We start from the raw sequence: 23,440 nt of genomic DNA, 5'->3' as shown, positions 1-23,440 counted from the left end.
AAGCGTCAGGTCCCTGAGCGAGGACGCCGTCGCCGTGCACACCGACCCGATCTGAGTAGTCATGCCCGTAGCGCTCCGGATGCGGGCGACCCCATGGAGGGGCGAGCGTGGACCCCACGCCGTTTCGCCACCAGCCGAGGTCCCCCGATGCCAGCCGAATCGATCGTCGCCCCCCGCCACTCGAGCACCCACGCAGCCGACCGTCAGATCGAGTGCGGCGAGTCCATGCCGCGGCTCCGCCGCGGGGCCATCGCCTTGCGGAGCCGGATCGCCCAGACACTCCCCTGCTCCCGGCTCCTGCTCGGCAGCGACCCTGAGATCGGCTGGCAGCTACCTCCCCCCAGCGCCGGATGTCTACTGCTCGAGGTCGGCCGTTGAGCAGCAGGCCGCGACCGGTCCTGCTGGGCTACATCCGGGCCGACGTCCTGCGCAGCGCGTCCCACGTCGAGCGGGTCGAGGCGCAACTCTTCGACTTCGCCGACCGCGAGAAGTTCAGCCTCGGAACGGTCTACGTGGAGAGGGGCCTCACGGCCCCGGCGTTCCACTCGCTGATGACCGAACTGTCCCGCGACGCGGCCTGGGGTGTCGTCATTCCCGACATGCTTCACCTGACCGACGCGGTGCGGCAGGTCCTGAGAGGGCACGACGTGGGCGTCCAGACGCGCATCGTCGTGGTGCAGCACGGCCAGCGCGTCGTCGAGCGTCTCGAAATCCGCGTCCATGATCCGGCCGAGCTCGCCGACCCCCGCGCTGGGCCCCATGAGGGCATCGACCAGCACCGGGTCTGCCGACCGCGGGACTCAGGGCACCTCTACGAGCGAGTCCGAGGGGAGCGTCTGGCCTGGAGGAGGCCGCCGACGAGGATCCCGGCGCCGCCGGCCACCATGACGACACCGATGGTGGCGGGATAGTCCCGCAACGCGCCCAGCAGGACGAGGATGCCGCCCGGGACGGCGGTGATCGCGACCCCGGGTGCGGTGGGCAACGACGTGCGCAACCACATCGAGCCCAGGAGTGACGTCGTGGCCATGATCGAGACCCAGTAGCCCGCCCACATGCCCGTGGCGTCCGGCGGAAAGAGGGTCCAGTAGGCGACGAGGGCTCCGACCGCGCTGACCACACCGATCAGCCAGCCGACGTCGCGGGTCGGCTCCAGGGGCGCGGACGGCGCAGTGGGCGAAGGCCGAGGGATGTCGACAACGGCTTCGCGGCGTCGTTCCGGTGCTCTCATCGTTGTCTCCTTCATCTCGTGCTCCTTGGTGCTCCTTGGCTCGCCGGTCGGGTCCGGGACATACGAAGTGGAAATCGCGTAGCATGCTTCCTGTGCCACACGGAGAATGGACGTTCCTGTCCAACCACGGACACGTGCTGGTGTCGCTGACCCGGGATCCGGAAGCCCGGATGCGCGACGTGGCGGACGCTGTCGGGATCACCGAGAGGGCGGTCCAGCAGATCGTGAGCGACCTGGTGGCCCAGGGCTACCTGCACAAGGAGAAGGTGGGCCGCCGCAACCGCTACCAGGTCATCCGCCGGGCCCACTTCCGTCACGACCTGGAGTCGAGCGTCACCCTCGGCGAGTTCCTCGACCTGGTCGTGGGCCGTGGCCCCCGGCCGGTCGGCGAGGTAGCGCTCAGCCACGCCGAGTCCCTCGGCTGATCAGCGCGATGCGGTCGTGCGCGGTCAGCTCACCGTCGCGGACGAGGGCGAGCTGACCTCCGCGCAGGACGACCTGCTCCATCAGGTCATCGACGAGGTCGTGGACGAGTCCGGCCCCAGCCTCCCCCCGGCGGGTCCCGGAGCCGGCACCAGACAGCTCCCGGGAGGCGCCGGGGCTGGTGTAGCCCTCTTCGACCAGGAGCATCCCGGGAGCACGCACCTGCAAGCTGCGCCAGCACCGATCGATCCCGGAGGCGACGTCGACGGGGCGGTGGCGCAGGGCATGGTCGAGCTGGTCGAGGGCATCCTCACGTCGGGTTCGCAGGTAGCTCTCCACCGCCTCGGCGCTGGCCAGCGCGAGGTCGAGCACCGTCTGCTGGTCGCCCGGGGCGACGCGCCCGGCCAGCCGGTCGAGGTTGCGGCTGAGCCCGCAGAAGTGGTCCAACAGGTGGGGTGACCCGGCCAGGACGAGGGGACCGGGGTGCTCGGCGCGGTAGTCGCCCAGCATCCGGTCCACCTCGCGCAGGTGGGCGCTGGTCCGTTCCGGGGTGCACCGGCCCACCGGACGCAGGCCGCCGTCAGCTGCGGCGTAGAGGTCCGCACCGGTCGGCTGCAGGTCCAGTACGACGTGCGGCGGCATGCGGTGCAGGGCAGAGACCAGGGCGCGAGTGGCAAACGTGGGCTCGACCACGACTCGAGAGGGCACGGGCTGCGGGAGCCGGAACGCCCGGGAGACCGCCAGGCTCACATAGATGGCCAGGGCCCGGTAGGTGGGCTGCGCGGCCGACCGGCGCATCTGGTCCGCCAGCTTCCGCAGGAGGCGTGCCCGGCTGGTCACTCCGTGCTCCTGCAGCTCCTGGTCGACCTCGGCGACCAGCGCCTGCAGTCGCCCCAGGTCGGCCGGCGTCATCCGGCGCGCCGGCTCGGTCGGCAACAGGACCGAGATGCAGGGGTACCCCGTGGAGACGGCGAGGTCGGCGACATCGCGCGCCCGCAGGGCTATCGGCGCCGGCGCGAAGGAACTCGGGGTGGCGGGGCTGGTGGCGTTCATCGGACGTTGCTCCCTTCCTGGGTCGGGTGGTGGGTGAGGCGGTGTTCGCGGTACTGCCCCGTGGTGGGTCGTCGCCATCGGTGCCGTCGAGTCCGGACGGTGACCTGGGCCGACCGCGGCCCGGCGATGACCGCCAGCTCCTCGAGGCGCCGCTCACGTGCCGCGGCGATCCGGCTGCGTCGTACGGCGACCAGGGCGGCGTCCGTGGACCAGCCCAGCCGGGGCAGGACCAGCACGACGTGCACGCGTCCGCCCCGGTCCAGCTCGTGGCGGACGAGGTCCGCCACCAGCCCGTCGAGGGCGTACTCCACGTCGAGCACCATGCGTGCAGAGCCGCGCCCCGGCCCAGCGGAGGTCTCCCTGCCGAGGAGATCTGCCGCCCTCATCGCCCCACTCCCGCAGTCTCGGTGGCCGCGCCATCGGGCGCGCCGCCTGAGGCGCTTGGTGCGGCGCCTGGCCCCGGCCCCTGCCCCCGGGTTGCACGGAGGCTGGCCACCACCGCGATCGTGATGCAGGCGCCGATCACGGTCAGGGAGAGCCAGATGGGGACCTTGTAGACGTCCAGCAGAAGCATCTTGACGCCGACGGACACCAGGATCGCGGCCAGGCGGGTCTTGAGGTAGATGAAGCGGTGGACCAGGTCGGCGAGCAGAAAGTACATCGCCCGCAGTCCCAGGATCGCGAACGCGTTGCTCGTGAAGACCAGGAAGGTGTCTTGGGTGACGGCGAAGATCGCAGGGATCGAGTCGACGGCGAAGATGATGTCGGTGGTCTCCACCAGGACGAGCACGGTGAACAGCGGGGTGGCCACCCACGCCCCGGCCTTCCGCACCCAGAACTTCTGGCCGTGGTACTCATCGGTGCTGGGGACGCGCTTGCGGACCAGCCGCAGGACAGGGTTCCGCGACGGGTCCATCTCGTCGTTGCGGTGGGTGAACATCTTCCAGCCGGTGAAGACCAGGAACGCCCCGAAGAGGTAGAGGATCCAGGCGAAGCTCTCGATGAGCACCGCACCGCCGGCGATGAAGACGGCCCGGAAGACCAGGGCGCCGAGCACCCCGTAGAACAGGACCCGGTGCTGGTACTCCCGGGGCACGGCGAAGTAGGTGAAGATCAGGGCGAAGACGAAGACGTTGTCCACCGCCAACGATTTCTCGATCAGGTAGCCGGCGTAGTACTCCCCGCCGGCCTGGGCGCCGTACGCCCACCAGACCACACCACCGAACGCGAGCCCGAGGGCGACCCAGACCGCCGACCAGAGCGCGGCCTCCTTGAAGGAGACGACGTGGGCGGTGCGGTGGGCGAACAGGTCGATCGCCAGCATCGCGAGAATGACGGCCAGGACCGCGGCCCAGGCCCAGAACGGGACGTCCATCCAGAGCACCTCCAGCGTGCCCGCGCGTGGCGGGCAGTTGGAGGTCTCCCCCACCGTCCGGGTTCTTCCGTGACGGCCGACGTACCGGGCCAGTCAGGGCCGGCCGTACTGACGGTGACATCGCGAGTGGGGTACTCCCCTCGTGCGCTACATTATTCACGAACCTCACTTCGTCCGTCAAGGAGGAGGGGACGCCGATGACGTCGGACCGAACCGCCGCCGGACCGGCGGCAGCGCGACTGCGGCGCGCCAACGCGGTCGCAGCCCTGCTCCACCTCGGCCAGGCCGTGCTCGTGGTCATCCTCGCGACCGGCTTCGCACTCCCGGTCACCGCCACCTACCTGCAGGGCCCGCCCGGGACGCCGGCCCGGGACCCGGTGGTGCTGTTCGACATCCCCACCGGCGCCGCGGTCGCGGCGTTCCTGGCGCTCTCGGCACTCGCGCACACCCTGGTGGGCACGGTCTGGTGGCGTCGCTACCTCGCCGACCTCGATCGGAACCGCAACCCGGCCAGGTGGGTGGAGTACTCCCTGTCGTCCTCGCTCATGATCGTGCTGATCGCCCAGCTCGTGGGGATCTCCGACGTCGCCGCGCTGGTCGCGCTCTTCGGTGTGAACGCCTCGATGATCTTGTTCGGCTGGCTCCAGGAGCGCTACGAGGAGCCGGGCACAAGCGGCTGGCTGCCCTTCGTCTTCGGGTGCCTCGCCGGCATCGTGCCGTGGTTGGCGATCAGCGTGTACCTGCTCTCACCCGGGTCCACCTCCTCGGCGACCCCGCCCGGCTTCGTCTACGCCATCTTCGTCTCGCTGTTCGCCTTCTTCAACGTCTTCGCGCTCAACCAGTGGCTGCAGTACCGCGCCCGCGGTCGTTGGCGTAACTACCTCTTCGGGGAACGCATCTACCTCCTCCTCAGCCTCACCGCGAAGTCCGCCCTCGCCTGGCAGGTCTGCGCCGGCACCCTCGCCGGCTAGCCGTGATCACTTCCACAAGGGAGACCTTCTGGGATCACGCTGACGCGTGATCCCACTGGGGGCGGCAGAGCTCAGTTGGGGGCGTCAAGGTCGGGGACCAGCCGGAAGCCCCCGTCGGTGTACGACGCCCGCCTGTCCGGCCCCGGTGACACCAGGTCACAGCGCGCGGAGGCGAGGTCGCAGACGAGGATGTCGGCGTACCCCTCCCCGTGTGGGACGTCGGGGAGGGACCCGTCTCCCACGGCGCCGATGACGGCGAACCGGTCGTCGTCGAGCCACTGGAAGAGCCGGTACGTGTCGGTGGGGGTGTAACCCTCCGGGAGCCTGAGGTCGACCGGACGGCCCCCAGTGTCGTAGCCGCCGTAGCCGAACACGGCCCTCCCGTCGCCACGGCCGTCGCCGTCGACGTCGGGTCCCGTCTCACTGACCAGCCACTGGAGGGCGAGCCTGTCGCCGCGGGTCGCCAGCCAGGCATCGATGGCCACGACCTCGCCCGAGCGGGGGTCGTTGCTCTTCACCAGCGCTCTCGGCTGGTCGCGGAGGTCGTCCCAGAACGCCCGCGTGTCCGTGGCAGTGACGTCGCCCCTGGACACGTCGAACGCGAGGACCCGGTTCTGCGGCCCCGACGCGGCCGTCTCGTCCACCGGATCATCCACGTAGACCCGGTCGCCCACGATCCCCATCTGCGGGCACCCGGAAGAGCATCGCGGGATCTCCTGCTCGGCGACCACTCTGCGCTCACTGGTGTCGTAGACGACCAGCGACGCCGTGGGCTCGGCCGGAGTAAACCACGAGACCAGGGACCCGGCGTTCCCCGAGTCGACGCGACCGCTCGCCCACGGCAGGTCCTGCTGCGCCGTCTCGCCGATCCGCTCGACGGTCGAGCCGTCGGCGAGGTGGACGCCTCCGTGCTCGTCGACGAGCACCACTCCGTCGTCGGTGACGTCCATGTGCATCGCGTCGACGTCCAACCGGATGCGCTGGTCGCCGTACTGGATGCTCTGGATCAGCCAGTGCGGTCCGGGACTCCACCTCTCGCGGTAGTCGTCCGCGTAGGTGAGCCGATGTGCCGGTGCCTCGGCCAGCTTCGGTGTCGGGGTCGGGTTCCTGGCGGGCTGTCCGGACTGCTGGTTCGCCCCCGTGAGAGCAGCACCCGCCACGACGGCGGCGGCGACCAGACATGCTGCCCCGGCAGCGACGGCTGCCCTGCGCCGCCGCAGCCGGGCGTCGCCACGCTCGACGATTCCGTCGATGTCGAAGGAGGGGGGCACCAGGGCGTCGGCGCGATCGTTGAGGTCGCGAAGTGATGCGTTCATGAGATCACCGCCTGCTCGTCGACGGGAGATGTGAACCGGGAGCCCATCCCGGCGCGGAGCTTGGCGAGGGCGACGGAGACCTGACGTTTGACACTGCCGACCGAGCAGCCCATCAGCTGTGCGGTCTGCGCCTCGGAGAGGTCGTCGCAGAAGCGCAGCACGACCGTCGTTCGTTGGCGGGGAGGGAGGCTGCGCACCGCGGCCCAGAGCTCATCCTGCTCGGGGAGAAGATCGATCGGGTCGGGGACGCCCGGGTCCGGGAGCCTGTCGGCGGGCCGCTCGCGGAAGGATCGCCGACGACGCCAGGAGACGCACGTCGTGACGATGACCCGTCGGCTGTAGGCCTCGGCGTTGTTCACGTCGCGGAGCCGTGGCCAGGCCAGGTAGGTCTTCGTCAGCGACTCCTGCACCAGGTCCTGCGCGAGCTGATAGTCACCGACAACCAGGTACGCGGTCCTGAACAGGCTCGCCGACCTCGCTGCGGCGAACTCGGAGAAGGCCTCGGCATCCGGCTTGCGCAGCACGGCCATGGCACTCCTCCTCGGCAACGAGGCTCCTCAACGATCCTCCACCCAATAGACGCCCCGCGGTGGCAAGAAGGTTGAACGACTCTCGCCTGGCTGCCCGTCGGCCTCCGGTCGCCGGGCTCGACGCCCTGGCGCTGAGTACGTTCGCGACATGACCTCATCCGCGACGAGCCACCCCGTCTCTGCCCGCCTGACCTCGGCCTCCTGGTGGTTCCGCTCCCCGGACGGCCGGCTGGTCCTGTGGCAGCTGCCGAACCCGGCACTGTGCGTGTGGCTGGTGGCCGTGGTGCTGGGGAGGTTCGACCTGTCGGCCGCGCGCACGACGGCGGTCGACGGCGTAGGCCACGGAGCACTCCTGGTGTGGGCGCTCGACGAGGTCGTTCGCGGCGCGAGCCCGTTCCGGCGTCTCCTCGGCGCCGTGGTGCTCGTCGCTCAGCTCGCGTCACTCGTCCTCGGGTGACCTGTCCTGCTACGAGATCAGTCGTAGCTCCAGCTCGCGGCCCAGGATGTCGGCAAGTCGCGCGCTCTCCTGTCTGATCTCGTGATCGGGTCGTCGCCGCTCGTCGAGCCAACGGACCGTGAGCTCCTCGCCCTTGAGCGCCCAGGTCCCGCAGACCACCCCACCCACGATCACGAGGTTCGCCTTCCGGGTGACCAGCTCCCGTCGGGACGGTGGAGTGACGTGGACGTCCTTGGTGCCGGGGCCCATCACCCACTGGTCGTGCCCAGGAAGGAACCGCACCGCGCTCGAGGGCCGCGCCGCCATCAGGGAGTCGACATCCTTCTCGACGACGTACGCCGTCGTCCCCTCGACGTCGACTGCCACCAGCTCGTCCCGGGTCTCGGAAAGCCACCTGTCGACCCGTCTTCGGCCGGCGCTCAGGCCGTTGCCCAGCCAGTAGTGGACATGGTCGAACGTCGCCGGCCCGTACGTCCGGAGGTACGCTCTGATGGCTCGCGGGCCCGCGTCATCGAGGTGAGGCACACCCGGCCACCTGGGGTTGAGGTCGAGGCGTTGGAAGGTGCGCTGCCCGCCGCGCGACCGCGCGAAGCTCATGTCCCCCTGCCAGGTCAGCGGCTTGATCAGCGTGCCCGCACCCTCGTCGAAGACAGGCTTGAGGTGTCGGTACCCACGGTGTTCCGCGAGCGCCTCACCGAGCTCGGAGACGGTCAACGGCCCGTCGGTCAGCGCCTCACGCACGGCCGCGCGGAAGTCGGGCCAGTCCGAGGGGGCAAGTCCGTAGTACTCAACCCAGCTCGGCAGCTCCCACTGGCGCCCGGCCGACCGCAGCGCCAGGTAGATGCCGCCCTCGGCCGGCGAGAGGTAGTGCATCGACCCGCGGAACGCGAAGGCCTTGATCACCGTCCCGTCCGCCAGGGCGTCCGCGAGCTCCCCGGCTCGTGACGACGTACGACGGGTCCTGACGGCGAGCTCGGCGAGGGACTCGTCCATCGCCAGGACCGCACCGAGCCGGCGTACGACCTCTGCGACCGACTCCGAGCCGACGGGTGCGAGCAGCTGCCGCTCCGACCTCCAGGCCAGCGCCTGGCTCCAGGTGACGGAGGCGTGCGTCGGCGTGGTCATGCCGCCAAGGCTCCCACCCATTCCGGACGAGATGCGTCCTCTGTAGACAGCGATTCCTCCAACTGGAGGGGATGCTTGAGCGGGAGGTCCCCTCGAACGATGCACTGGGGATCCCGATCGCCTCGAGACGCTCGACGATCCCGCGGTAGAGATGGCGCTTCGCCTCGAGGGTCCGACCGGAGAAGCAGTCGCGGCGGGCCCGAGTGTGCGCGGACAGTGGTCTGGCTATGGTCGCGTCATGGGTCTGACTGATGCTGAAGTCGCGATCGCCGCGGCTCTGGCGGGGGCCGAGGTCGTCGCCCGCAACTACGGGTCCACGCACGAGCGCTTCGCGAAGTCCGCGACCGACTTCGCCACCGAGACCGACATCGATGCGGAGCACGCGATCATCAACGTGCTGGAGACGCACCGCCCCGCCGACGCGCGAACCGGCGAGGAGTCCGGAGACTCAGGACCCCGAGCGGGCTCGCGGCGCTGGCTCATCGATCCTCTCTGCGGAACCCTGAACTTCGCGGCCGGCACTCCCCTCGTCGCGGTCAATGTCGCACTCCTCCAGGACGACAGGAACAGCGCGGCGGCGGCCGCTGATCCGATGGCAGACGAGCTCTTCTGGACCGATGGCTCCGGCGCCTTCATCCGCCGGGGCAGCGGAGATCGCAGGCTCACCCCGACGTCACGCTCCAGCCTGATCGAGATCAATTGCGACGGGCCGCTGGACCGTCCGTTCGTCGGCGGTCAGCTCGTCAGCGATCCGCGGCTTCGAGCTGGCTACGGGCCCAGGGTCATCTCGTCCACGCTGGGAGTTGCCTGGGTCGCCGCGGGCCGCAGGGCGGCCTACATCTCTGACGGCTGGTTCCGCGAGAACCTCCACTTCGCTGCTGGGATCGCCATCGCTGAGGCGGCTGGATGCGTGATCAGCGATCTCGTCGGAGACCTGTTGCACACCGGGCGTGGCCTTGTCGTCTCAGCAGATCCGGCAACGCACCAAGCGGTGCTGGAGCTCGTCCGGCCGCACCTGGCGGACATGGAACGGTGACTCACATGGCCGACCTGCCCGACCTGCTCCACGAGTTCTGGGGCTTCAGTGGCGCTGAGGTGACTCCGCTCGGCGGTGGGATGAACTCGGAGACCTGGGTCGTCCGGCATCGCGGCTCGACGTACGTCGCCAAGCGGGTCTCCCCGACGGAGGTCCACGAGCTGCATGCGGGGTGCCAGGTGGCCTCGACACTGGGCGACGCGGGATTCGTCACGGGACGGCCCGTCCCCACCGGTGACGGACGGCAGGTTGTGACCCAGCATGCGCTTGCGCTGCTGGAACACGTGCCCGGTCGCGAGCTGGAGGGCGATTCCGACGAGGAGCAGGGTTGGATCGCGGGCACGCTTGCCGGTGTCCACGCCGCCGGCAACCCGGCCATCGGGCCGAGCACCGCCGGCTTCGCCCTCGACTGGCTGTCACCGCAGACGCCGGGTGTCGAGGCGCATCCCTGGCTCGCTGCCGCCATCGAGGCGGCCCGGGCCGAGACCGACCAACTGGCCTTGACCTGGTCCGTGCTGCACACCGACCCCGTGCCCGGGGCGTTCATCCACGACGACCGGACGAGCGTGACCGGCTTGATCGACTGGACCGGGGCGCGGCGGGGCCCGGTCCTCTACGACGTCGCCTCTGCGGTGATGTACCTGGGCGGACGAGAGCCGGCCTCGGCATTCCTGAGCAGCTATCAGTCGCAGGGTCCGGTCGCAGCCCACGAGATGCAGCACCTCGATGCCTTCCGACGGTTCCGGGAAGCCGTCCAGGGCGTGTACTTCGCCGGGCGGCTGGCGGCCAATGACCTCACCGGCGGAATCGAGGCTGCCGAGAACGAGAAGGGCCTCAGCGATGCCCGGCGGCGCCTTGGCGCGCTCGGCGTCGACACCGCCTGAGCCATCGTGTACTCGACGTCGAGTGGAAGGCGTCAGGAGTGTTCCGGCCGGGGCAGCACCGTGAGGACCCGGGCGGTGTGGTCGCGGAACTCCTGCATGAAGTCAGCCAGGAACGTGGCCGTCGACTGGTCGGTGACCTCGCCGTCGTCGGTGAACAGGCCGGGCCTGAAGGTGATGTAGGCCTCGGGGGCGGTCATCTGCCGGGCGTTGCAGAACCCCAGCACCCCTCGCAGGCTCTGCTGCGCCACGGCGGTCCCGATCTGGCCGGGCGACGCACCGATCACCGCCGCCGGCATGTGGTCGAAGGAGTTCTTCCCCCACGGCCGGGAGGCCCAGTCGATGGCGTTCTTCAACGCCCCCGGGATCGAGCGGTTGTACTCCGGGGTGACGAAGAGGACCGCGTCCGAGCCGGCGATCGCCTCTTTGAGCGCACGTGGTTCCGGCGGGTAGTCGCTGTCGAAGTCCGGGCTGTAGAGCGGCAGCTTGCCGATGGGCACCTCGGTGAACCCCCGGCAGCGGTCGGTCGGTCAGCGCACTCAGGCGTCGACGTACCGCCCGTCGGCGGTGACCGGGTGGTCCTCGTTGATGGCCAGGACGGCGTCGGTGAGCTCCGGCTCGACGTCGATCCGGCGGCGGTCCAGGTGGACGCCGGCGATCATGCAGCGCACCGAGCCACCGGCCAGCTCGATGGTGGGGATGTCGACGGAGACGATCTCGCAGGACTCCTCGATCGCCGCGACCTGCTCCGGGCGCAGGCTGCGGTGGGCGCGCGCGGACATCGCCATGATGTAGCGGCGCCGGCCCTCCGGCGTACGACCGCACAGCTCCACGGCGTTGCCGGCGAACTCGCGGATCTGTGCCTCCGTCAGCTCGACGACCGTGCGGCCGTTGACCGTGAGGCGCTCACGCACCTGCCTCCGACGGGACTCGTCGGGGATCATCTCCAGCGCGATCAGGGCGACCTCCGTGCCGATGCAGGCGATGACGTTGGTGTGGTAGACCGGCACACCCGCGGAGTCGACCGCCTCGAAGGCCATGGGCTCGTAGCCGAAGTCGGTGCAGAAGCGCTCGAGGACGTGGGTGTCGGCACGGTAGCTGCGCGCCGTGTAGGCGACCCGCGACACGTGGTCGAGCACCATCGCACCGGTGCCCTCGAGGAAGATGCCGTCGGGCTCGAGGCCGGAGTAGTCCACGATGGTCTGGACCCGGTACTGGGACTTGAGCATCTCCAGCACGTCGGCACGGCGCTCGTGGCGCCGGTTGGAGGCGTACATCGGGTAGACCGCGACCATGCCGCCGGCATGGGTGGAGATCCAGTTGTTCGGGAAGACGCTGTCCGGGCGGGTGTGGTCCTTGTCGTCGAAGACGTGGACCCTGACGCCGGCATCGCGGAGGGCCTGGGCGACGGCGTCCATCTCGGCCAGCGCCGAGGCCCGTGTCGAGTCCTCGGGCTGCCCCACCGGCACCTCGCGCTGGAACGCGTTGTCGGCGGCCGTGGCGGGGTTGGGGATGAATCGTTCTGCACGGATCAGGATGACGGCGGAAGGGGCCTGCGCACTCACGAAGGGAGCGTAGAACATGGGCCGTGCGGCTCTGGGAGGCCCCTGTGCGTGAGGTCCGGTGCTCCACGGCAGCCGATCCCTCACGGGCGCGACTCACCGCCACCTCTCCCCCGGGCACCGACATCAGGGAGCCCGGTGGCTAGCGGCCGCCTTCCTCTTCAGGCCGCGAGCCTGCCACCGCGTCAGGACCACGAGCCCGACCAGCAGGATGACGGTCACCACGTCGACCCACCGGGGCCCGTCGTTGGCGACGAGACCCCAGACGAGGAACGCGGCGGGCCACGCGCACCCGAAGACCCAGAGCGGCCAGGTGCGCGTGCGCTCGGTACCGGCCATCTCGAGTCCTCCTACAGCGATGTGCTCGTCGACGGTCGAGGCGAGCTGGCACCGCGCACGGTGACAGAAGGCATCCCATCACGTCGACGGCCGCTCGACCCGGAGGCGCACATGCGTTCACCGCCGGGCAGCCCCCCTCGCTGGACCCCGCCGGCTACCCCGATGAGTACTCGCGGCGGCGGTAGAGCATCAGCGCGAGCATGCCGACGATCGTGACCGCGCAGTAGGGGCCACACTGGGCACTCTCGGTGACGTCGAACCAGACCAGGCAGAGGAACGGGATCACCGGGATCGCCATCAGCGCAGCCATCTCGGAGGTGTTCCTCCAGCCCATGCGTCGGTAGAGCATCCAGGCCGCCATGGGGACCGTCATCCCGACAGCCGTCGCGAGGAGTGACTGGGTCGCGTACTCACCAAGGGAGGCTGGAACATCCCGCCCGGGCCCCGGGGTGGCCCGCACGGGCGACAGCCTCGCGGCGAGTCGGCCGGCCCCGGTCGGGCGCAAGAACCTCCTGTGCGTCCTCCTCGAGCCCGGCCAGCCGGAAGACGCCGAGGCCGATGACGAGCAGGCCGACGGCCTGCACCCCCAGGGCCCCGGGAGTGATCTCGGGGAGCTCACCCAGCACGACGGCGGCGAACACGAGGGCGACCAGGACGTTCACGATGTTGAGCACCGGCATGGAGACCGACAGGCGGCTGGACTGGTAGGCGCGCTGGTTCACCACGACCGCCGCCAGGCCGGCGGCCGTCATGATCCAGATCGGCCAGGTGACCAGCGTCGCCACGTAGCCACTTTCGTCGAGCGTGGTCAGCACCAGCTTCAGCAGCACCGCGACCAGGCCGTACAGCACGCCGGCGACCGCGCCGAGCCACATGCCCCTGCCGGTGGTGCCGGGGGTACGCCGGCGCGCGACCAGCACCCCCGTCGCAGCCGCGAGGAGCAGCACTGCCACCGTCGGCAGAGCATGGCTCGGCACGTGAGCGGTTCGCGCCGAGGGCCCCGTCGCGGCCAGGAAGGCAGCCAGGCCGGCCCACGTGACGAGGGCCCAGCCAGCCTCCGCACGTGTCGGAACCCGGCGATCGAGTGCAGAGCGGATGAGCACGGCGAACACGACGCCCGTTACGATCACCGGCTGCACGAGCACCAGCGACCCCCGGGACAGCGCCACGGCGTGCAGGCCGAAGGCAGCGCCGCTGAGCGCGGCACCCAGCACCCACAGGGGGGTGCGCACCAGCGTGACGAGCAGCCGGTCCGGACGCAGGTCCTCCACGCTGCTGGAGACGAGGTGTTGCAGCGACGTGGACAGGCCGAACGTCGCCGCCGACGCGGCCGCCGCACCGACGGCGACAAGCTGGGTCGTCACATGGCCTCCTGCGCTCGAGCCTCGCGGCATACCCCCCGGGGTGTTTCCCCACCAGAGACTACATACCCCCACCCGTATGACCACACGCGGGCGGAATACCCCCCGGGGTGTTACGGTTCTTCTGTGACAAGTACCCCCCGGGGTATTCGAGTCGACAGCAACGCGGGAGAGAACATGACCGTCCAGCGCAGCAGCGGCACCGACATCTCCGTGGTCCCCATCGAGACCGCGTCACTGGGCGATCGCTCCTACCTCGTGCACGACGGCGAGGTCGCCTTCGTCGTCGACCCGCAGCGCGACATCGGCCGCGTGCTCGCGCTGCTCGAGGAGCACGGCGTTCGCCTGACGCACGTCTTCGAGTCACACATCCACAACGACTACGTCACCGGAGGCCTCGCGCTCGCCGCGCGCACCGGCGCGGCGTACCTGGTCAACGCCGAGGACCAGGTCTCCTACGAGCGGACGCCCGTCCACAGCGGGCAGACGTTCGAGATCGGTGAGCGGATGCGTGTCACCGCCCTGGCAACTCCCGGGCACACGTTCACGCACCTGTCCTACGCGCTCGCCGACGGGGCCACGGGCGAGTCCCTCGCGGTCTTCTCCGGCGGGTCCCTGCTGTACGGCGCCACCGGCCGCCCCGACCTGCTGGGCGCCGACCACACCGATGAGCTGGTCCGCCTGCAGCACGCCTCGGCGCACCTGCTCGCCGAGACGCTGCCCGACTCCGCCGAGGTCTACCCGACCCACGGGTTCGGCTCGTTCTGCTCCGCCACCCAGTCCGAGGCCAGCTCCTCGACCATCGGAGCGGAGAAGCGCTCCAACCCCGTGCTCACCCAGGACGAGGAGACCTACGTCCGCGACCTGCTCGCGGGCCTGGGTGCCTACCCCGCCTACTACGCCCATATGGGGCCGGCCAACGCCGCCGGGCCGACCGAGCCCGACCTGTCCACCCCTGAGCAGGCCGACCCCGGCGAGATCCGGCGGCGGATCGAGGCCGGAGAGTGGCTCGTCGACCTGCGCAACCGCACGGTCTTCGCCGCCGGACACGTCCCGGGCAGCCTCAACTTCGGTCTCGACGGCGGTTTCGCCACCTACCTCGGCTGGCTCATCGAGTGGGGCACACCCGTGACGCTGCTCGGCGAGACCGCCGACGACGTCGCCCAGGCCCAGCGCGAGCTCGTCCGGATCGGCATCGACCGCGCCGCAGCCCACGCGACCGGCAAGCCCGCGGACTGGGTGGCCGGCACCGGGGTCGACCTGGCCTCCTTCCCGACCGCGACCTTCGCCGACCTGGCCCAGCTGCGGCACCACCGGCAGGCCACCGTCCTCGACGTCCGACGCATCGACGAGCACGATGCCGCTGCCATCGAGGGCGCGGTCAACATCCCCCTGCACGAGCTCCCCCGCCGCCTCGGCGAGCTTCCGGCCGGCGAGGTCTGGGTGCACTGCGCCGGCGGCTATCGCGCCTCGGTCGCCGCGTCGCTGCTCGATGCGGCCGCGGTGCCCGTGGTGGCCATCGACGACTCCTTCGACAACGCCGCCGATGCCGGTCTCCCCCTGGCCATGTCCTGACCGTCGCCGACACCGGCCCACGGACCGACCCGCAACACCCCACCCAGCTCGGCACCCGCCGACATTGCCTCAAGGAGAGACCCTCATGTGCTTCCCCGTCACCTGCCCCGCCTGCGGCAGGACCACCTGGGACGGCTGCGGCCAGCACGTCGCCGACGTCAAGGCCAGCGTCCCCCCGGAGTCGTGGTGCACCGGACACTCCGCGGGCCGGTGACCGTGGACCCGGCCGGCGTGGACCAGCACTTCACCTGGGTGCGGCTACGCCGTACCGACCACCCCGCTCCCCGCGACATCAGCACCTGACCAGTCCCAGGAAGGAACCCGCCATGACCGACCCCCTCACCCACCACCGCGTCCTGATCGTCGGCGGAGGCGCCGCCGGCATCTCCGTGGCGGCGCGGCTCCGCCGCGCCGGTGTCACCGACATCGGGCTGCTGGAGCCGTCCACCACGCACTACTACCAGCCGTTGTGGACGCTCGTCGGCGGTGGCCGCGCCGGCGCCCGCGAGTCCGCGCGACCCGAGGCGTCGGTCGTCCCTCCCGGCGTGGCCTGGATCAGGGCCGCCGCCACGGCGGTCGACCCCGACGCCAAGCGGGTCACCACCACGAGCGGTGCCTCGATCGACTACGACTACCTGGTGATGGCTCCCGGGATCCAGCTGGACTGGGACAAGGTGCCCGGCATGAGCGCGGCGCTCGAGACGCCCGACGTGTCCAGCAACTACGCCTACGAGCTGGCGCCCAAGACCTGGGACCGGATCCGCAACCTGCGCTCGGGGACCGCGGTCTTCACGCAGCCAGGAGGCCTCATCAAGTGCGCGGGTGCACCGCAGAAGATCGCCTACCTCGCCGCCGACCACTGGCGTCGCCAGGGCGTGCTGGCCGACATCGACATCCACCTCGTGCTGCCGACACCGGGCCTCTTCGGTGTCAAGGTCTTCGCCGAGGAGCTCGAGCGGGTCGTCGACCGCTACGGCATCACCGTGCACACCAACAGCGAGGTCGTCGAGATCGATGCCCAGGGGCGGCGAGCCGTGGTGACCGACCATGGCGGAGGGACCACGCACTCACTGGACTACGACTTCATGCACGTCGTGCCCCCGCAGTCCGCCCCGGACTGGGTCAAGGCGTCGGCACTGGCCGACCCCGCCAACCCGGCCGGTTACATCGAGGTCGACAAGCACACCCTGCGGCACGTGCGCTACCCCGAGGTGTTCGCCCTCGGCGACGCCGGGTCCACCCCGAACTCCAAGACCGGCGCGGCCGTGCGCAAGCAGGCCCCGGTCGTCGTGGCGAACCTGCTGGCGGCCATGGCCGGTGAGCAGACCCTGCCGGCCGGGTACGACGGCTACTCCTCGTGCCCCATCACCACCGCCCGCAACAAGATGCTGCTCGCCGAGTTCGACTACACGATGCAGCCGCACCCCACGATCCCACTGATCGACACCACCAAGGAGCGCAAGGACATGTGGCTGCTGAAGCGGTACGGGCTCCCCGCGCTCTACTGGAACCTCATGCTGCCCGGCCGGGCCTGAGCCGCTCCCCCCACCCGCGGCTCAGCCCCTGGGAGTCGTCGGGCTGCGGGCCGGACAGCGCGAAGCCCCCGGCGCACCTGGTGCGCCGGGGGCTCCGCGATCTTCCGGGGACGTCAGGCGACGTCGAACCGGTCCAGCTCCATGACCTTCACCCACGCGGCCACGAAGTCGCGGACGAACTTCTCCTGGGCGTCGTCCGCGGCGTAGACCTCCGCGAGCGCGCGCAGCTCGGAGTTCGAGCCGAAGACCAGGTCGACGCGGGTGGCGGTGCGGCCATCAGCCCGGAACGCCGTGGCCTCCTCGTCGGTGGGCTGCCACGTCGCGGGCTCGAGCAGGTTGACGAAGAAGTCGTTCGTCAGCGTGCCCGGCCGGTCGGTGAAGACCCCGTCGGTGGAGCCACCGTGGTTGGCGCCCAGCACGCGGAGGCCACCGACCAGCACCGTCATCTCAGGGGCGGTCAGCGTGAGCAGGTTGGCCTTGTCGAGCATGCGCACCTCGGCCGGCACGCGGTCGCCGGCGCGGCCGAAGTTGCGGAAGCCGTCATGGCGCGGCTCGAGGACCGCGAACGCCTCGACGTCGGTGTCCTCCTGGCTCGCGTCGGTGCGGCCGGGGTGGAACGGCACGGTGACCTCGACCCCGGCGTTGCGCGCCGCCTGCTCGACCGCCGCCGAGCCGGCCAGGACGATCAGGTCCGCGAGCGAGATCCGCGTGTCCCCGCCCCGGCCGTTGAACTCCTGCTGGATGCCCTCGAGGACCTCGAGGACCCGGGCGAGCTCCTCGGGCTCGTTGGCCTCCCAGCCGCGCTGCGGCTCGAGCCGTATGCGGGCGCCGTTCGCGCCTCCGCGGTTGTCGGTGCCCCGGAAGGTCGAGGCCGACTTCCACGCGGTCGCCACCAGCTGGGCAGGCGAGAGGCCCGACTCGAGGACCTTCGTCTTCAGGTCCGCGATGTCGCTCGCACCCACGAGCTCGTGGTCGACCGCCGGGACCGGGTCCTGCCACAGCTGGGCCTCGGGCACCCACGGGCCGAGGAAGCGCGAGACCGGACCCATGTCGCGGTGCAGCAGCTTGTACCAGGCCTTGGCAAAGGCGAGGGCGAAGGCCTCGGGGTCCTCGAGGAACCGGCGCGAGACCTTCTCGTAGGCCGGGTCGAAGCGCAGCGACAGGTCAGTGGTGAGCATCGTCGGCTTGCGCTTCGGCGAGTCGGCGGTCGGACCGGGGAATGTCGCCTCGGCGTCCTTCGCGACCCACTGCTTGGCGCCGGCCGGGCTCTCCTCGAGCTCCCACTCGTAGCCGAAGAGGTTCCGGAAGAACTCGTGGCCCCACTTCGTCGGGGTGCTGACCCACGTGACCTCGAGGCCGCTGGTGATGGTGTCGCCGCCCTTGCCCGTGCCGTAGGTGCTCTTCCACCCCAGGCCCTGCTCCTCGAGCGGGGCGCCCTCCGGCTCCGGGCCGACGTTGTCGGCGGGGCCGGCACCGTGGGTCTTGCCGAAGGAGTGGCCGCCGGCGATCAGCGCGACCGTCTCCTCGTCGTTCATCGCCATCCGACGGAAGGTCTCGCGGATGTCGTGGGCCGCCTTGAGCGGGTCGGGGTCGCCGTTCGGACCCTCCGGGTTGACGTAGATCAGGCCCATCTGGACCGCGCCGAGCGGGTTGGAGAGGTCACGCTCCCCGCTGTAGCGCTCGTCGCCCAGCCAGGTGTCCTCCGGGCCCCAGAAGATCTCCTCGGGCTCGTAGACGTCGTCGCGGCCGAAGCCGAAGCCGAAGGTCTTGAAGCCCATGTCCTCGAGGGCGACGTTGCCGGCGAGGACCAGCAGGTCGGCCCACGAGATCTTCTTGCCGTGCTTCTTCTTCACCGGCCACAGCAGCCGGCGGGCCTTGTCGAGGTTGGCGTTGTCCGGCCAGCTGTTGAGCGGCGCGAAGCGCTGGTTGCCGTCGCCTCCGCCACCGCGGCCGTCCTCGATGCGGTAGGTGCCGGCCTGGTGCCAGCTCATCCGGATGAACAGCGGGCCGTAGTGGCCGAAGTCGGCCGGCCACCAGTCCTGCGAGGTCCGCATCACCTCGGCGACGTCACGCTTGAGCTCCTCGACGTCGAGCTTCTGGAACGCCTCGGCGTAGTCGAAGTCCTCGTCCATCGGGTTGGAACGGGACGAGTGCTGGTGCAGCACTTGCAGGTTCAGGCGGTTGGGCCACCAGTCCTGGTTGCTGCGCGGGCGGTGCGTCCCCTGCGGCTCGGGGGACGGAATTACCGGGTTCTCACTCTCGGACACGGGGTCCTTCTCCTGTCTCGTTGGTTGAGGCTGGCTGCTACCGGGGTGTCGGTACGACACAGCTGGGGCACAGGCCCCAGTAGGTGACCTCGGCCTCGTCGATGGCGAAGCCGTAGTCGTCACAAGCGGTCAGGCACGGTGCATGGCCCACGGCGCAGTCGACGTCGGCGATCACACCACACGACCGGCAGACGACGTGGTGGTGGTTGTCCCCCACGCGCGCCTCGTAGCGCGCCAGGGCCCCGGACGGCTGGATGCGCCGCACCAGGCCCGCCGTGGTCAGCGCCCGCAGCACGTCGTAGACGGCCTGGTGGGAGACCACACCGAGGTCCGCGCGCACGGCGCCGATGATCGACTCCGTGTCGGCATGGGGATGGCGGTGCACGGCGCCCAGCACGGCGATCCGGGGACGCGTCACGCGCAGGGCAGCCTCCCGCAGCATTCGCTCGAGGTCCGACGGGGTGGGCACGACCGCAGTATCGTCCGATTTCTGGAATGGTTCAAGATCACCCCTGGTCGGTGCGTTGCCGCCCCGCTTGGCCGCGCGCTGGGTGCGAATCCCGCCTTTCGGTGACGCGCCGGTCCCGCCCCGCCGGGGAGACTCAGGTCTGCCGAGAGCCGAGGGTCGGTTCGCTGACAGTGACGGGGAACCCGCGTGGACCAGACCGCCCGAGGCAACGAGCCGACGGCACATCCGGTCGCCGCGGAAGAGCCCGTCGGTGTGCCCGGGCCCCGCGTCCGCGGTCGCCCGATGTGGACCCGGACCGCCCTGCTGCTGGTCGTGTCGCTGGTCCTCGCCACCGTGCTCAAGGCCCTGTTCGTCCAGGTCTTCTACATTCCCTCGGAGTCGATGGAGCCCGGGCTCATCCGGAACGACCACATCCTCGTGGAGAAGCCGTCGTACTGGTTCGGCGGGACTCCGCAACGCGGCGACGTGGTCGTGTTCGCCGACCCCGGGGGCTGGCTCGATCCCACGGACGTGGACGCGCCCGACGGCGCACTCGCCTCGGGCCTGGCCCGGATCGGCCTGCGGCCCTCCGGCGGCCACCTGGTGAAGCGGGTCGTGGGCGTCGCCGGCGACGTGATCACGTGCTGTGACGAGGCCGGACGCATCGCGGTCAACGGAACGCCCCTCGACGAGGACGGGTACATCACGCCGCAGCCGGAGTGCAACGGCCCGATGACCCAGAGCTGCCAGTGGAGCGCGGGGCCGGTCCCCGAGGGACACGTCTTCGTGATGGGCGACAACCGGAACCACTCTGCGGACTCCACCGTGCACCTGTGTCCCGACGCCGATGCCGGGTGCGTGCCCGGCGGCGAGTACGTCGACAGCGACCTGGTGGTCGGCAGGGTCGTCGCACGGATCTGGCCGGGCCACCGGATCACCTTGCTGCACCGCCCCGCGGACTTCGCGTCGGTCCCGGATCGCTGACCGCGTCGGTCGGAAACGCCGCCCACTCACCCCAGCCGCCGGTCCAGGTCGTAGGCGGCGCTGATCAGCGCCAGGTGGGTGAAGGCCTGCGGGAAGTTGCCGAGCTGCTCGCCGGTCGGCCCTATCTCCTCCGAGTAGAGCCCGACGTGGTTGGCGTAGGTGAGCATCTTCTCGAACGCCAGCCGGGCCTCGTCGAGCCGGCCGGCGCGGGCGAGCGCCTCCACCCACCAGAACGAGCACATCGAGAACGTCGCCTCCGTGCCCGTCAGGCCGTCGGGCGACGCGTCCGCGTCGTAGCGGCGGACGAGACTGTCGGAGACCAGCTCCTCGGTGATGGCATCGAGGGTGGAGAGCCACCGCGGGTCGGTGGGCGCGATGAACTTGCACAGGGGCATGAGCAGCAGGGAGGCGTCGAGCACGTCGCTGTCGTAGTGCTGGACGAAGGCCCGGCGGGTGGGGTTCCAGCCACGCTCGATGATCTGGTTGTAGATGGCGTCCCGGACCGCCATCCAGTGGAGCACGTCGGCGGGCAGACCGCGCTGCAGCGCGACCCGGACCGCACGTTCGACCGCCACCCAGCTCATCAGCCGCGAGTACGTGTAGTCCCGGCGGCCGCCGCGCGTCTCCCAGATCCCCTCGTCGGGCTGGTCCCAGTGGTCCATCAGCCACTCGAGGTTGCGCGTGAGCTCCATCCAGCCGTCGTGGTACAGCGGCCGCCCGTACTTGTTGCAGAGATAGACCGCGTCCATCAGCTCGCCGTAGATGTCGAGCTGGAGCTGGTGGGCAGCCCCGTTGCCGATCCGCACCGGGGCCGAGCCCCGGTAGCCCTCGAGGTGCGGCAGCTCCTGCTCGGCGAGGTCCTCCCGCCCGTCGACGCCGTACATGATCTGCAGGGGGCCCGAGTCACGGCCGGTCGCGTGGCGGAAGCGCCCCTCGAGCCACTGCATGAACGCGCCCGCCTCCTCGTCGAAGCCCAGCCTCAGCAGCGCGTAGAGCGAGAAGGCGGCGTCGCGCATCCACGTGTAGCGGTAGTCCCAGTTGCGCACTCCGCCGAGCTCCTCCGGGAGGCTGGTGGTGGGCGCGGCCACGATCGCGCCGGTGGGGGCGTAGGTGAGCAGCTTCAGGGTGAGCGCGGAGCGGTCGACCATTTCTCGCCAGCGCCCGCTGTAGCTCGAGCGCCGGATCCAGCTCCGCCAGAACGCCACGGTGGTCACGAACTCGTCCTCGACATCGGCATCGGAGCACGCCGGCGGCGCCTCGCCCGGCTCCACGCGGTCGAGCACATAGGTGGCCGCCTCACCGGCCCGGAGCTCGACGCGCGCACCGACGTCGCGGCCGTCGACGATCTCGAGCGGGCGCGACGCCGAGAGGCTGAGCACCAGGTCCGAGGACCGGAAGACCGCACCGTGGTCGGTCAGCGCCACCTCGTGACGGCCCCGCGCGTAGTCGAAGCGGGGCGCCACCTCGACGAGGAACCGCAGCTGCCCGCGCACGGCGACCACCCGGCGGACGATCCGGTGGCGGTGCGCCGCCCGGCCGCTCGCCGGCGGCATGAAGTCCTGCACCTCCCCCACGCCCTGGGGCATGAGGAAGCGCGTGATGAGGACGTTGGTGTCCGGCAGGTAGAGCTGCCGGGAGCTCCAGCCGTCGTGGTCGGGTGCGATCCGGAACCGCCCGCCGCGGTCGGCGTCCAGGATGGCCGCGAAGACGCTGGGTGAGTCGAAGCGGGGGCAGCAGTACCAGTCGATCGTCCCGTCGGTCCCCACCAGCGCGACCGTGTGCAGGTCGCCGATCAACCCGTGCTCGGCGATGGGCAGGTAGCGCGACCCGGACGACCACCCCCGGCGGCCGGCCACGAGCTCACCCGGTCGGCGTGCGGTGGCGGGTCATCAACCGGTCCCCTCGCCACGCTCCGGCACGAGCACCAGCTTCCCGGTCGCCGCGGTCTGCTCGAGCAGCTCGTGAGCGTGACGGACCTCGGCCAGCGGCAGGCGCTCGGCCACGACGGGGTGGATCTCGCCACGACGCAGGTACTCGAGCAGCTGCGCGAAGTCCTGCTCGAACCAGTCCTGGTGGTCGATGCGCAGCTTTTGGACCCGGTAGCCCAGGGCCCTTCGGCGCGGCGAGAGCAGCCCCCAGGCCGCGGTCACGGCCGTCGCGGGATACCACTCGAGCCACCCTCGCCAGCTCTTGTGACCCTGGGCGAGCGTGGCGTAGTTGCCCATCATGACGAGGCGGCCACCGGGGTCCCCGGTCACCGGGTTCCCGCGCCTCAGCGCGCGGAACGAGCGGAGCGAGACCAGGCCGCCGATCCCGTCGAGCACGACGTCCACGCCACCGTCCGTGAGCTGCCGGACCCGACTGACGAAGTCCTCGTTGCGGTAGTCGATCGCCACGGCACCGAGCCGCTCCACCGCGGCCAGGTCGCCTGCGGATGCGGTCCCGAACATGCGCAGCCCGGCCAGGGCGCCCAGCTCGAGCACAGCGGTGCCCACCCGACCGGCGGCCCCGTGCATGAGCACCGTCTCGCCCCGTTCCACCCGCGCCGCGCGGTGCAGCATCTGGTAGGCGGTCATGTAGGGGAAGACCAGGCTCACCACCTCGGCCGGATCCAGGTCGTCTGGCACCGCCACGGCGTACTTCTCCGGCACACAGACGCGCTCGGCGTTGGCGCCCCACACCGTGAGCGCTCCGACACGGTCGCCCACCCGGAGCCTCCGGCAGCCCGGACCCAGCTCCTCGACGATGCCCACGAGCTCGTAGCCCGGCGTGAACGGGGGCTTCGGACCACCGAGGTACGTGCCGGCGCGGATGAGCGCGTCGGTGAACGAGACACCGGAGGCCAGCACCCTGACCCGGACCTCCCCCGGACCCGGTCGAGGAGCCTCCTCCTCCACCACCTGAAGGACCTCGGGCCCACCGTAGTGGTCGACGACCACACGCTTCATACCTCGAACCTACGCCGGCCAGA

Annotated in this window: 26 protein-coding genes; 9 read left to right on the top strand and 17 right to left on the bottom strand. The window is 70.6% G+C overall.

Going from position 1 to position 23,440, the window contains the following annotated elements; genetic code table 11:
* Positions 1-203 precede the first annotated feature (203 nt).
* Together ABD268_RS08565 and ABD268_RS08560 are read right to left on the bottom strand one after the other, a co-directional pair.
* The gene (locus tag ABD268_RS08565; protein ID WP_344150084.1) at positions 204-779 is read right to left on the bottom strand and encodes a hypothetical protein; all 576 of its coding nucleotides are present in this window, start codon (positions 777-779) and stop codon (positions 204-206) included.
* Positions 780-811: 32 nt separating this feature from the next.
* Entirely contained in the window at positions 812-1,231 is a 420-nt protein-coding gene (locus tag ABD268_RS08560) for a hypothetical protein (protein ID WP_344150082.1), read from the bottom strand.
* 92 nt (positions 1,232-1,323) lie between these two features.
* Here ABD268_RS08560 and ABD268_RS08555 point away from each other — a divergent pair, with 92 nt between their 5' ends.
* Entirely contained in the window at positions 1,324-1,656 is a 333-nt protein-coding gene (locus tag ABD268_RS08555; RefSeq protein ID WP_344150080.1) for a helix-turn-helix transcriptional regulator, read from the top strand.
* Here ABD268_RS08555 and ABD268_RS08550 read toward each other — a convergent pair.
* Genes ABD268_RS08550 through ABD268_RS08540 form a run of 3 tightly spaced genes read right to left on the bottom strand, consistent with a single transcriptional unit; the run spans position 1,631 to position 4,136 of the window.
* Complete coding sequence (locus tag ABD268_RS08550; protein WP_344150078.1) at positions 1,631-2,707, bottom strand: baeRF3 domain-containing protein; 1,077 nt, start codon at positions 2,705-2,707, stop codon at positions 1,631-1,633. The genes ABD268_RS08555 and ABD268_RS08550 overlap by 26 nt on opposite strands.
* Positions 2,704-3,030, bottom strand: coding sequence for a hypothetical protein (locus ABD268_RS08545; protein ID WP_344150076.1), 327 nt, complete (start codon positions 3,028-3,030; stop codon positions 2,704-2,706). Before ABD268_RS08545 ends, ABD268_RS08550 begins: the two co-directional genes overlap by 4 nt.
* Before the next feature lie 59 nt (positions 3,031-3,089).
* The gene (locus ABD268_RS08540; protein WP_344150074.1) at positions 3,090-4,136 is read right to left on the bottom strand and encodes a TerC family protein; all 1,047 of its coding nucleotides are present in this window, start codon (positions 4,134-4,136) and stop codon (positions 3,090-3,092) included.
* A 143-nt stretch (positions 4,137-4,279) separates the two neighbouring features.
* Here ABD268_RS08540 and heR point away from each other — a divergent pair, with 143 nt between their 5' ends.
* On the top strand, positions 4,280-5,053 hold the full coding sequence (gene heR / locus ABD268_RS08535; protein WP_344150072.1) for a heliorhodopsin HeR: 774 nt from the start codon (positions 4,280-4,282) through the stop codon (positions 5,051-5,053).
* Between the two features lie 71 nt (positions 5,054-5,124).
* Here heR and ABD268_RS08530 read toward each other — a convergent pair whose 3' ends face one another.
* Positions 5,125-6,369 carry a hypothetical protein gene (locus tag ABD268_RS08530; protein WP_344150070.1) on the bottom strand — a complete coding sequence of 415 codons (1,245 nt, stop codon included), beginning with the start codon at positions 6,367-6,369 and terminating at the stop codon, positions 5,125-5,127.
* Positions 6,366-6,899 (bottom strand): SigE family RNA polymerase sigma factor, encoded by a 534-nt coding sequence (locus ABD268_RS08525; protein ID WP_344150068.1) that lies wholly within the window; start codon positions 6,897-6,899, stop codon positions 6,366-6,368. Before ABD268_RS08525 ends, ABD268_RS08530 begins: the two co-directional genes overlap by 4 nt.
* A 148-nt stretch (positions 6,900-7,047) precedes the next feature.
* On the opposite strand from ABD268_RS08525, the gene ABD268_RS08520 reads away from it, so the two are divergent.
* Positions 7,048-7,356, top strand: coding sequence for a hypothetical protein (locus ABD268_RS08520; protein WP_344150066.1), 309 nt, complete (start codon positions 7,048-7,050; stop codon positions 7,354-7,356).
* 9 nt (positions 7,357-7,365) lie between these two features.
* On the opposite strand, the gene ABD268_RS08515 is transcribed toward ABD268_RS08520, so the two are convergent.
* A complete protein-coding gene (locus tag ABD268_RS08515) occupies positions 7,366-8,481 on the bottom strand; it encodes a DNA glycosylase AlkZ-like family protein (protein WP_344150064.1) in 1,116 nt (371 codons plus the stop codon).
* Positions 8,482-8,719: 238 nt separating this feature from the next.
* Between ABD268_RS08515 and ABD268_RS08510 the strand changes: the two genes are divergently transcribed.
* Together ABD268_RS08510 and ABD268_RS08505 are read left to right on the top strand one after the other, a co-directional pair.
* Positions 8,720-9,517 carry an inositol monophosphatase family protein gene (locus tag ABD268_RS08510; RefSeq protein WP_344150062.1) on the top strand — a complete coding sequence of 266 codons (798 nt, stop codon included), beginning with the start codon at positions 8,720-8,722 and terminating at the stop codon, positions 9,515-9,517.
* A gap of 5 nt (positions 9,518-9,522) precedes the next feature.
* Complete coding sequence (locus ABD268_RS08505) at positions 9,523-10,401, top strand: phosphotransferase enzyme family protein (protein ID WP_344150060.1); 879 nt, start codon at positions 9,523-9,525, stop codon at positions 10,399-10,401.
* 32 nt (positions 10,402-10,433) lie between these two features.
* Here ABD268_RS08505 and ABD268_RS08500 read toward each other — a convergent pair whose 3' ends face one another.
* The 5 genes from ABD268_RS08500 to ABD268_RS08480 form a co-directional block, all read right to left on the bottom strand.
* Positions 10,434-10,898, bottom strand: coding sequence for an NADPH-dependent FMN reductase (locus ABD268_RS08500; RefSeq protein WP_344150058.1), 465 nt, complete (start codon positions 10,896-10,898; stop codon positions 10,434-10,436).
* Positions 10,899-10,937: 39 nt separating this feature from the next.
* Positions 10,938-11,963 (bottom strand): citrulline utilization hydrolase CtlX, encoded by a 1,026-nt coding sequence (gene ctlX / locus ABD268_RS08495; protein ID WP_344150056.1) that lies wholly within the window; start codon positions 11,961-11,963, stop codon positions 10,938-10,940.
* Positions 11,964-12,086: 123 nt separating this feature from the next.
* Entirely contained in the window at positions 12,087-12,299 is a 213-nt protein-coding gene (locus ABD268_RS08490; RefSeq protein ID WP_344150054.1) for a hypothetical protein, read from the bottom strand.
* A gap of 154 nt (positions 12,300-12,453) precedes the next feature.
* Entirely contained in the window at positions 12,454-12,672 is a 219-nt protein-coding gene (locus tag ABD268_RS08485) for a hypothetical protein (RefSeq protein WP_344150052.1), read from the bottom strand.
* A gap of 37 nt (positions 12,673-12,709) precedes the next feature.
* Positions 12,710-13,663, bottom strand: coding sequence for a DMT family transporter (locus ABD268_RS08480; RefSeq protein WP_344150050.1), 954 nt, complete (start codon positions 13,661-13,663; stop codon positions 12,710-12,712).
* 174 nt (positions 13,664-13,837) lie between these two features.
* Between ABD268_RS08480 and ABD268_RS08475 the strand changes: the two genes are divergently transcribed.
* The 3 genes from ABD268_RS08475 to ABD268_RS08465 all read left to right on the top strand — a co-directional run bounded on the left by ABD268_RS08475 (position 13,838) and on the right by ABD268_RS08465 (position 16,770).
* Positions 13,838-15,235: a rhodanese-like domain-containing protein gene (locus tag ABD268_RS08475; protein WP_344150048.1), complete on the top strand. Its 1,398-nt coding sequence runs from the start codon at positions 13,838-13,840 to the stop codon at positions 15,233-15,235.
* A gap of 85 nt (positions 15,236-15,320) precedes the next feature.
* Complete coding sequence (locus ABD268_RS08470; RefSeq protein WP_344150046.1) at positions 15,321-15,449, top strand: hypothetical protein; 129 nt, start codon at positions 15,321-15,323, stop codon at positions 15,447-15,449.
* A gap of 112 nt (positions 15,450-15,561) precedes the next feature.
* Positions 15,562-16,770 (top strand): NAD(P)/FAD-dependent oxidoreductase, encoded by a 1,209-nt coding sequence (locus ABD268_RS08465; RefSeq protein ID WP_344150044.1) that lies wholly within the window; start codon positions 15,562-15,564, stop codon positions 16,768-16,770.
* Positions 16,771-16,883: 113 nt separating this feature from the next.
* On the opposite strand, the gene katG is transcribed toward ABD268_RS08465, so the two are convergent.
* On the bottom strand, positions 16,884-19,037 hold the full coding sequence (katG, locus tag ABD268_RS08460; RefSeq protein ID WP_344150042.1) for a catalase/peroxidase HPI: 2,154 nt from the start codon (positions 19,035-19,037) through the stop codon (positions 16,884-16,886).
* A 37-nt stretch (positions 19,038-19,074) separates the two neighbouring features.
* Entirely contained in the window at positions 19,075-19,479 is a 405-nt protein-coding gene (locus ABD268_RS08455; protein ID WP_344150667.1) for a Fur family transcriptional regulator, read from the bottom strand.
* Between the two features lie 309 nt (positions 19,480-19,788).
* Between ABD268_RS08455 and lepB the strand changes: the two genes are divergently transcribed.
* A complete protein-coding gene (gene lepB / locus ABD268_RS08450) occupies positions 19,789-20,469 on the top strand; it encodes a signal peptidase I (protein WP_344150040.1) in 681 nt (226 codons plus the stop codon).
* Between the two features lie 26 nt (positions 20,470-20,495).
* Here lepB and ABD268_RS08445 read toward each other — a convergent pair whose 3' ends face one another.
* On the bottom strand, positions 20,496-22,325 hold the full coding sequence (locus ABD268_RS08445) for a glycoside hydrolase family 15 protein (RefSeq protein WP_344150038.1): 1,830 nt from the start codon (positions 22,323-22,325) through the stop codon (positions 20,496-20,498).
* Positions 22,326-22,358: 33 nt separating this feature from the next.
* Entirely contained in the window at positions 22,359-23,417 is a 1,059-nt protein-coding gene (locus ABD268_RS08440) for a medium chain dehydrogenase/reductase family protein (protein WP_344150036.1), read from the bottom strand.
* Between the last annotated feature and the right edge of the window lie 23 nt (positions 23,418-23,440).

This window comes from Nocardioides koreensis (genome assembly GCF_039531775.1).
GTDB lineage: Bacteria > Actinomycetota > Actinomycetes > Propionibacteriales > Nocardioidaceae > Nocardioides > Nocardioides koreensis.
This window is presented reverse-complemented; position numbering and strand designations above follow the sequence as displayed.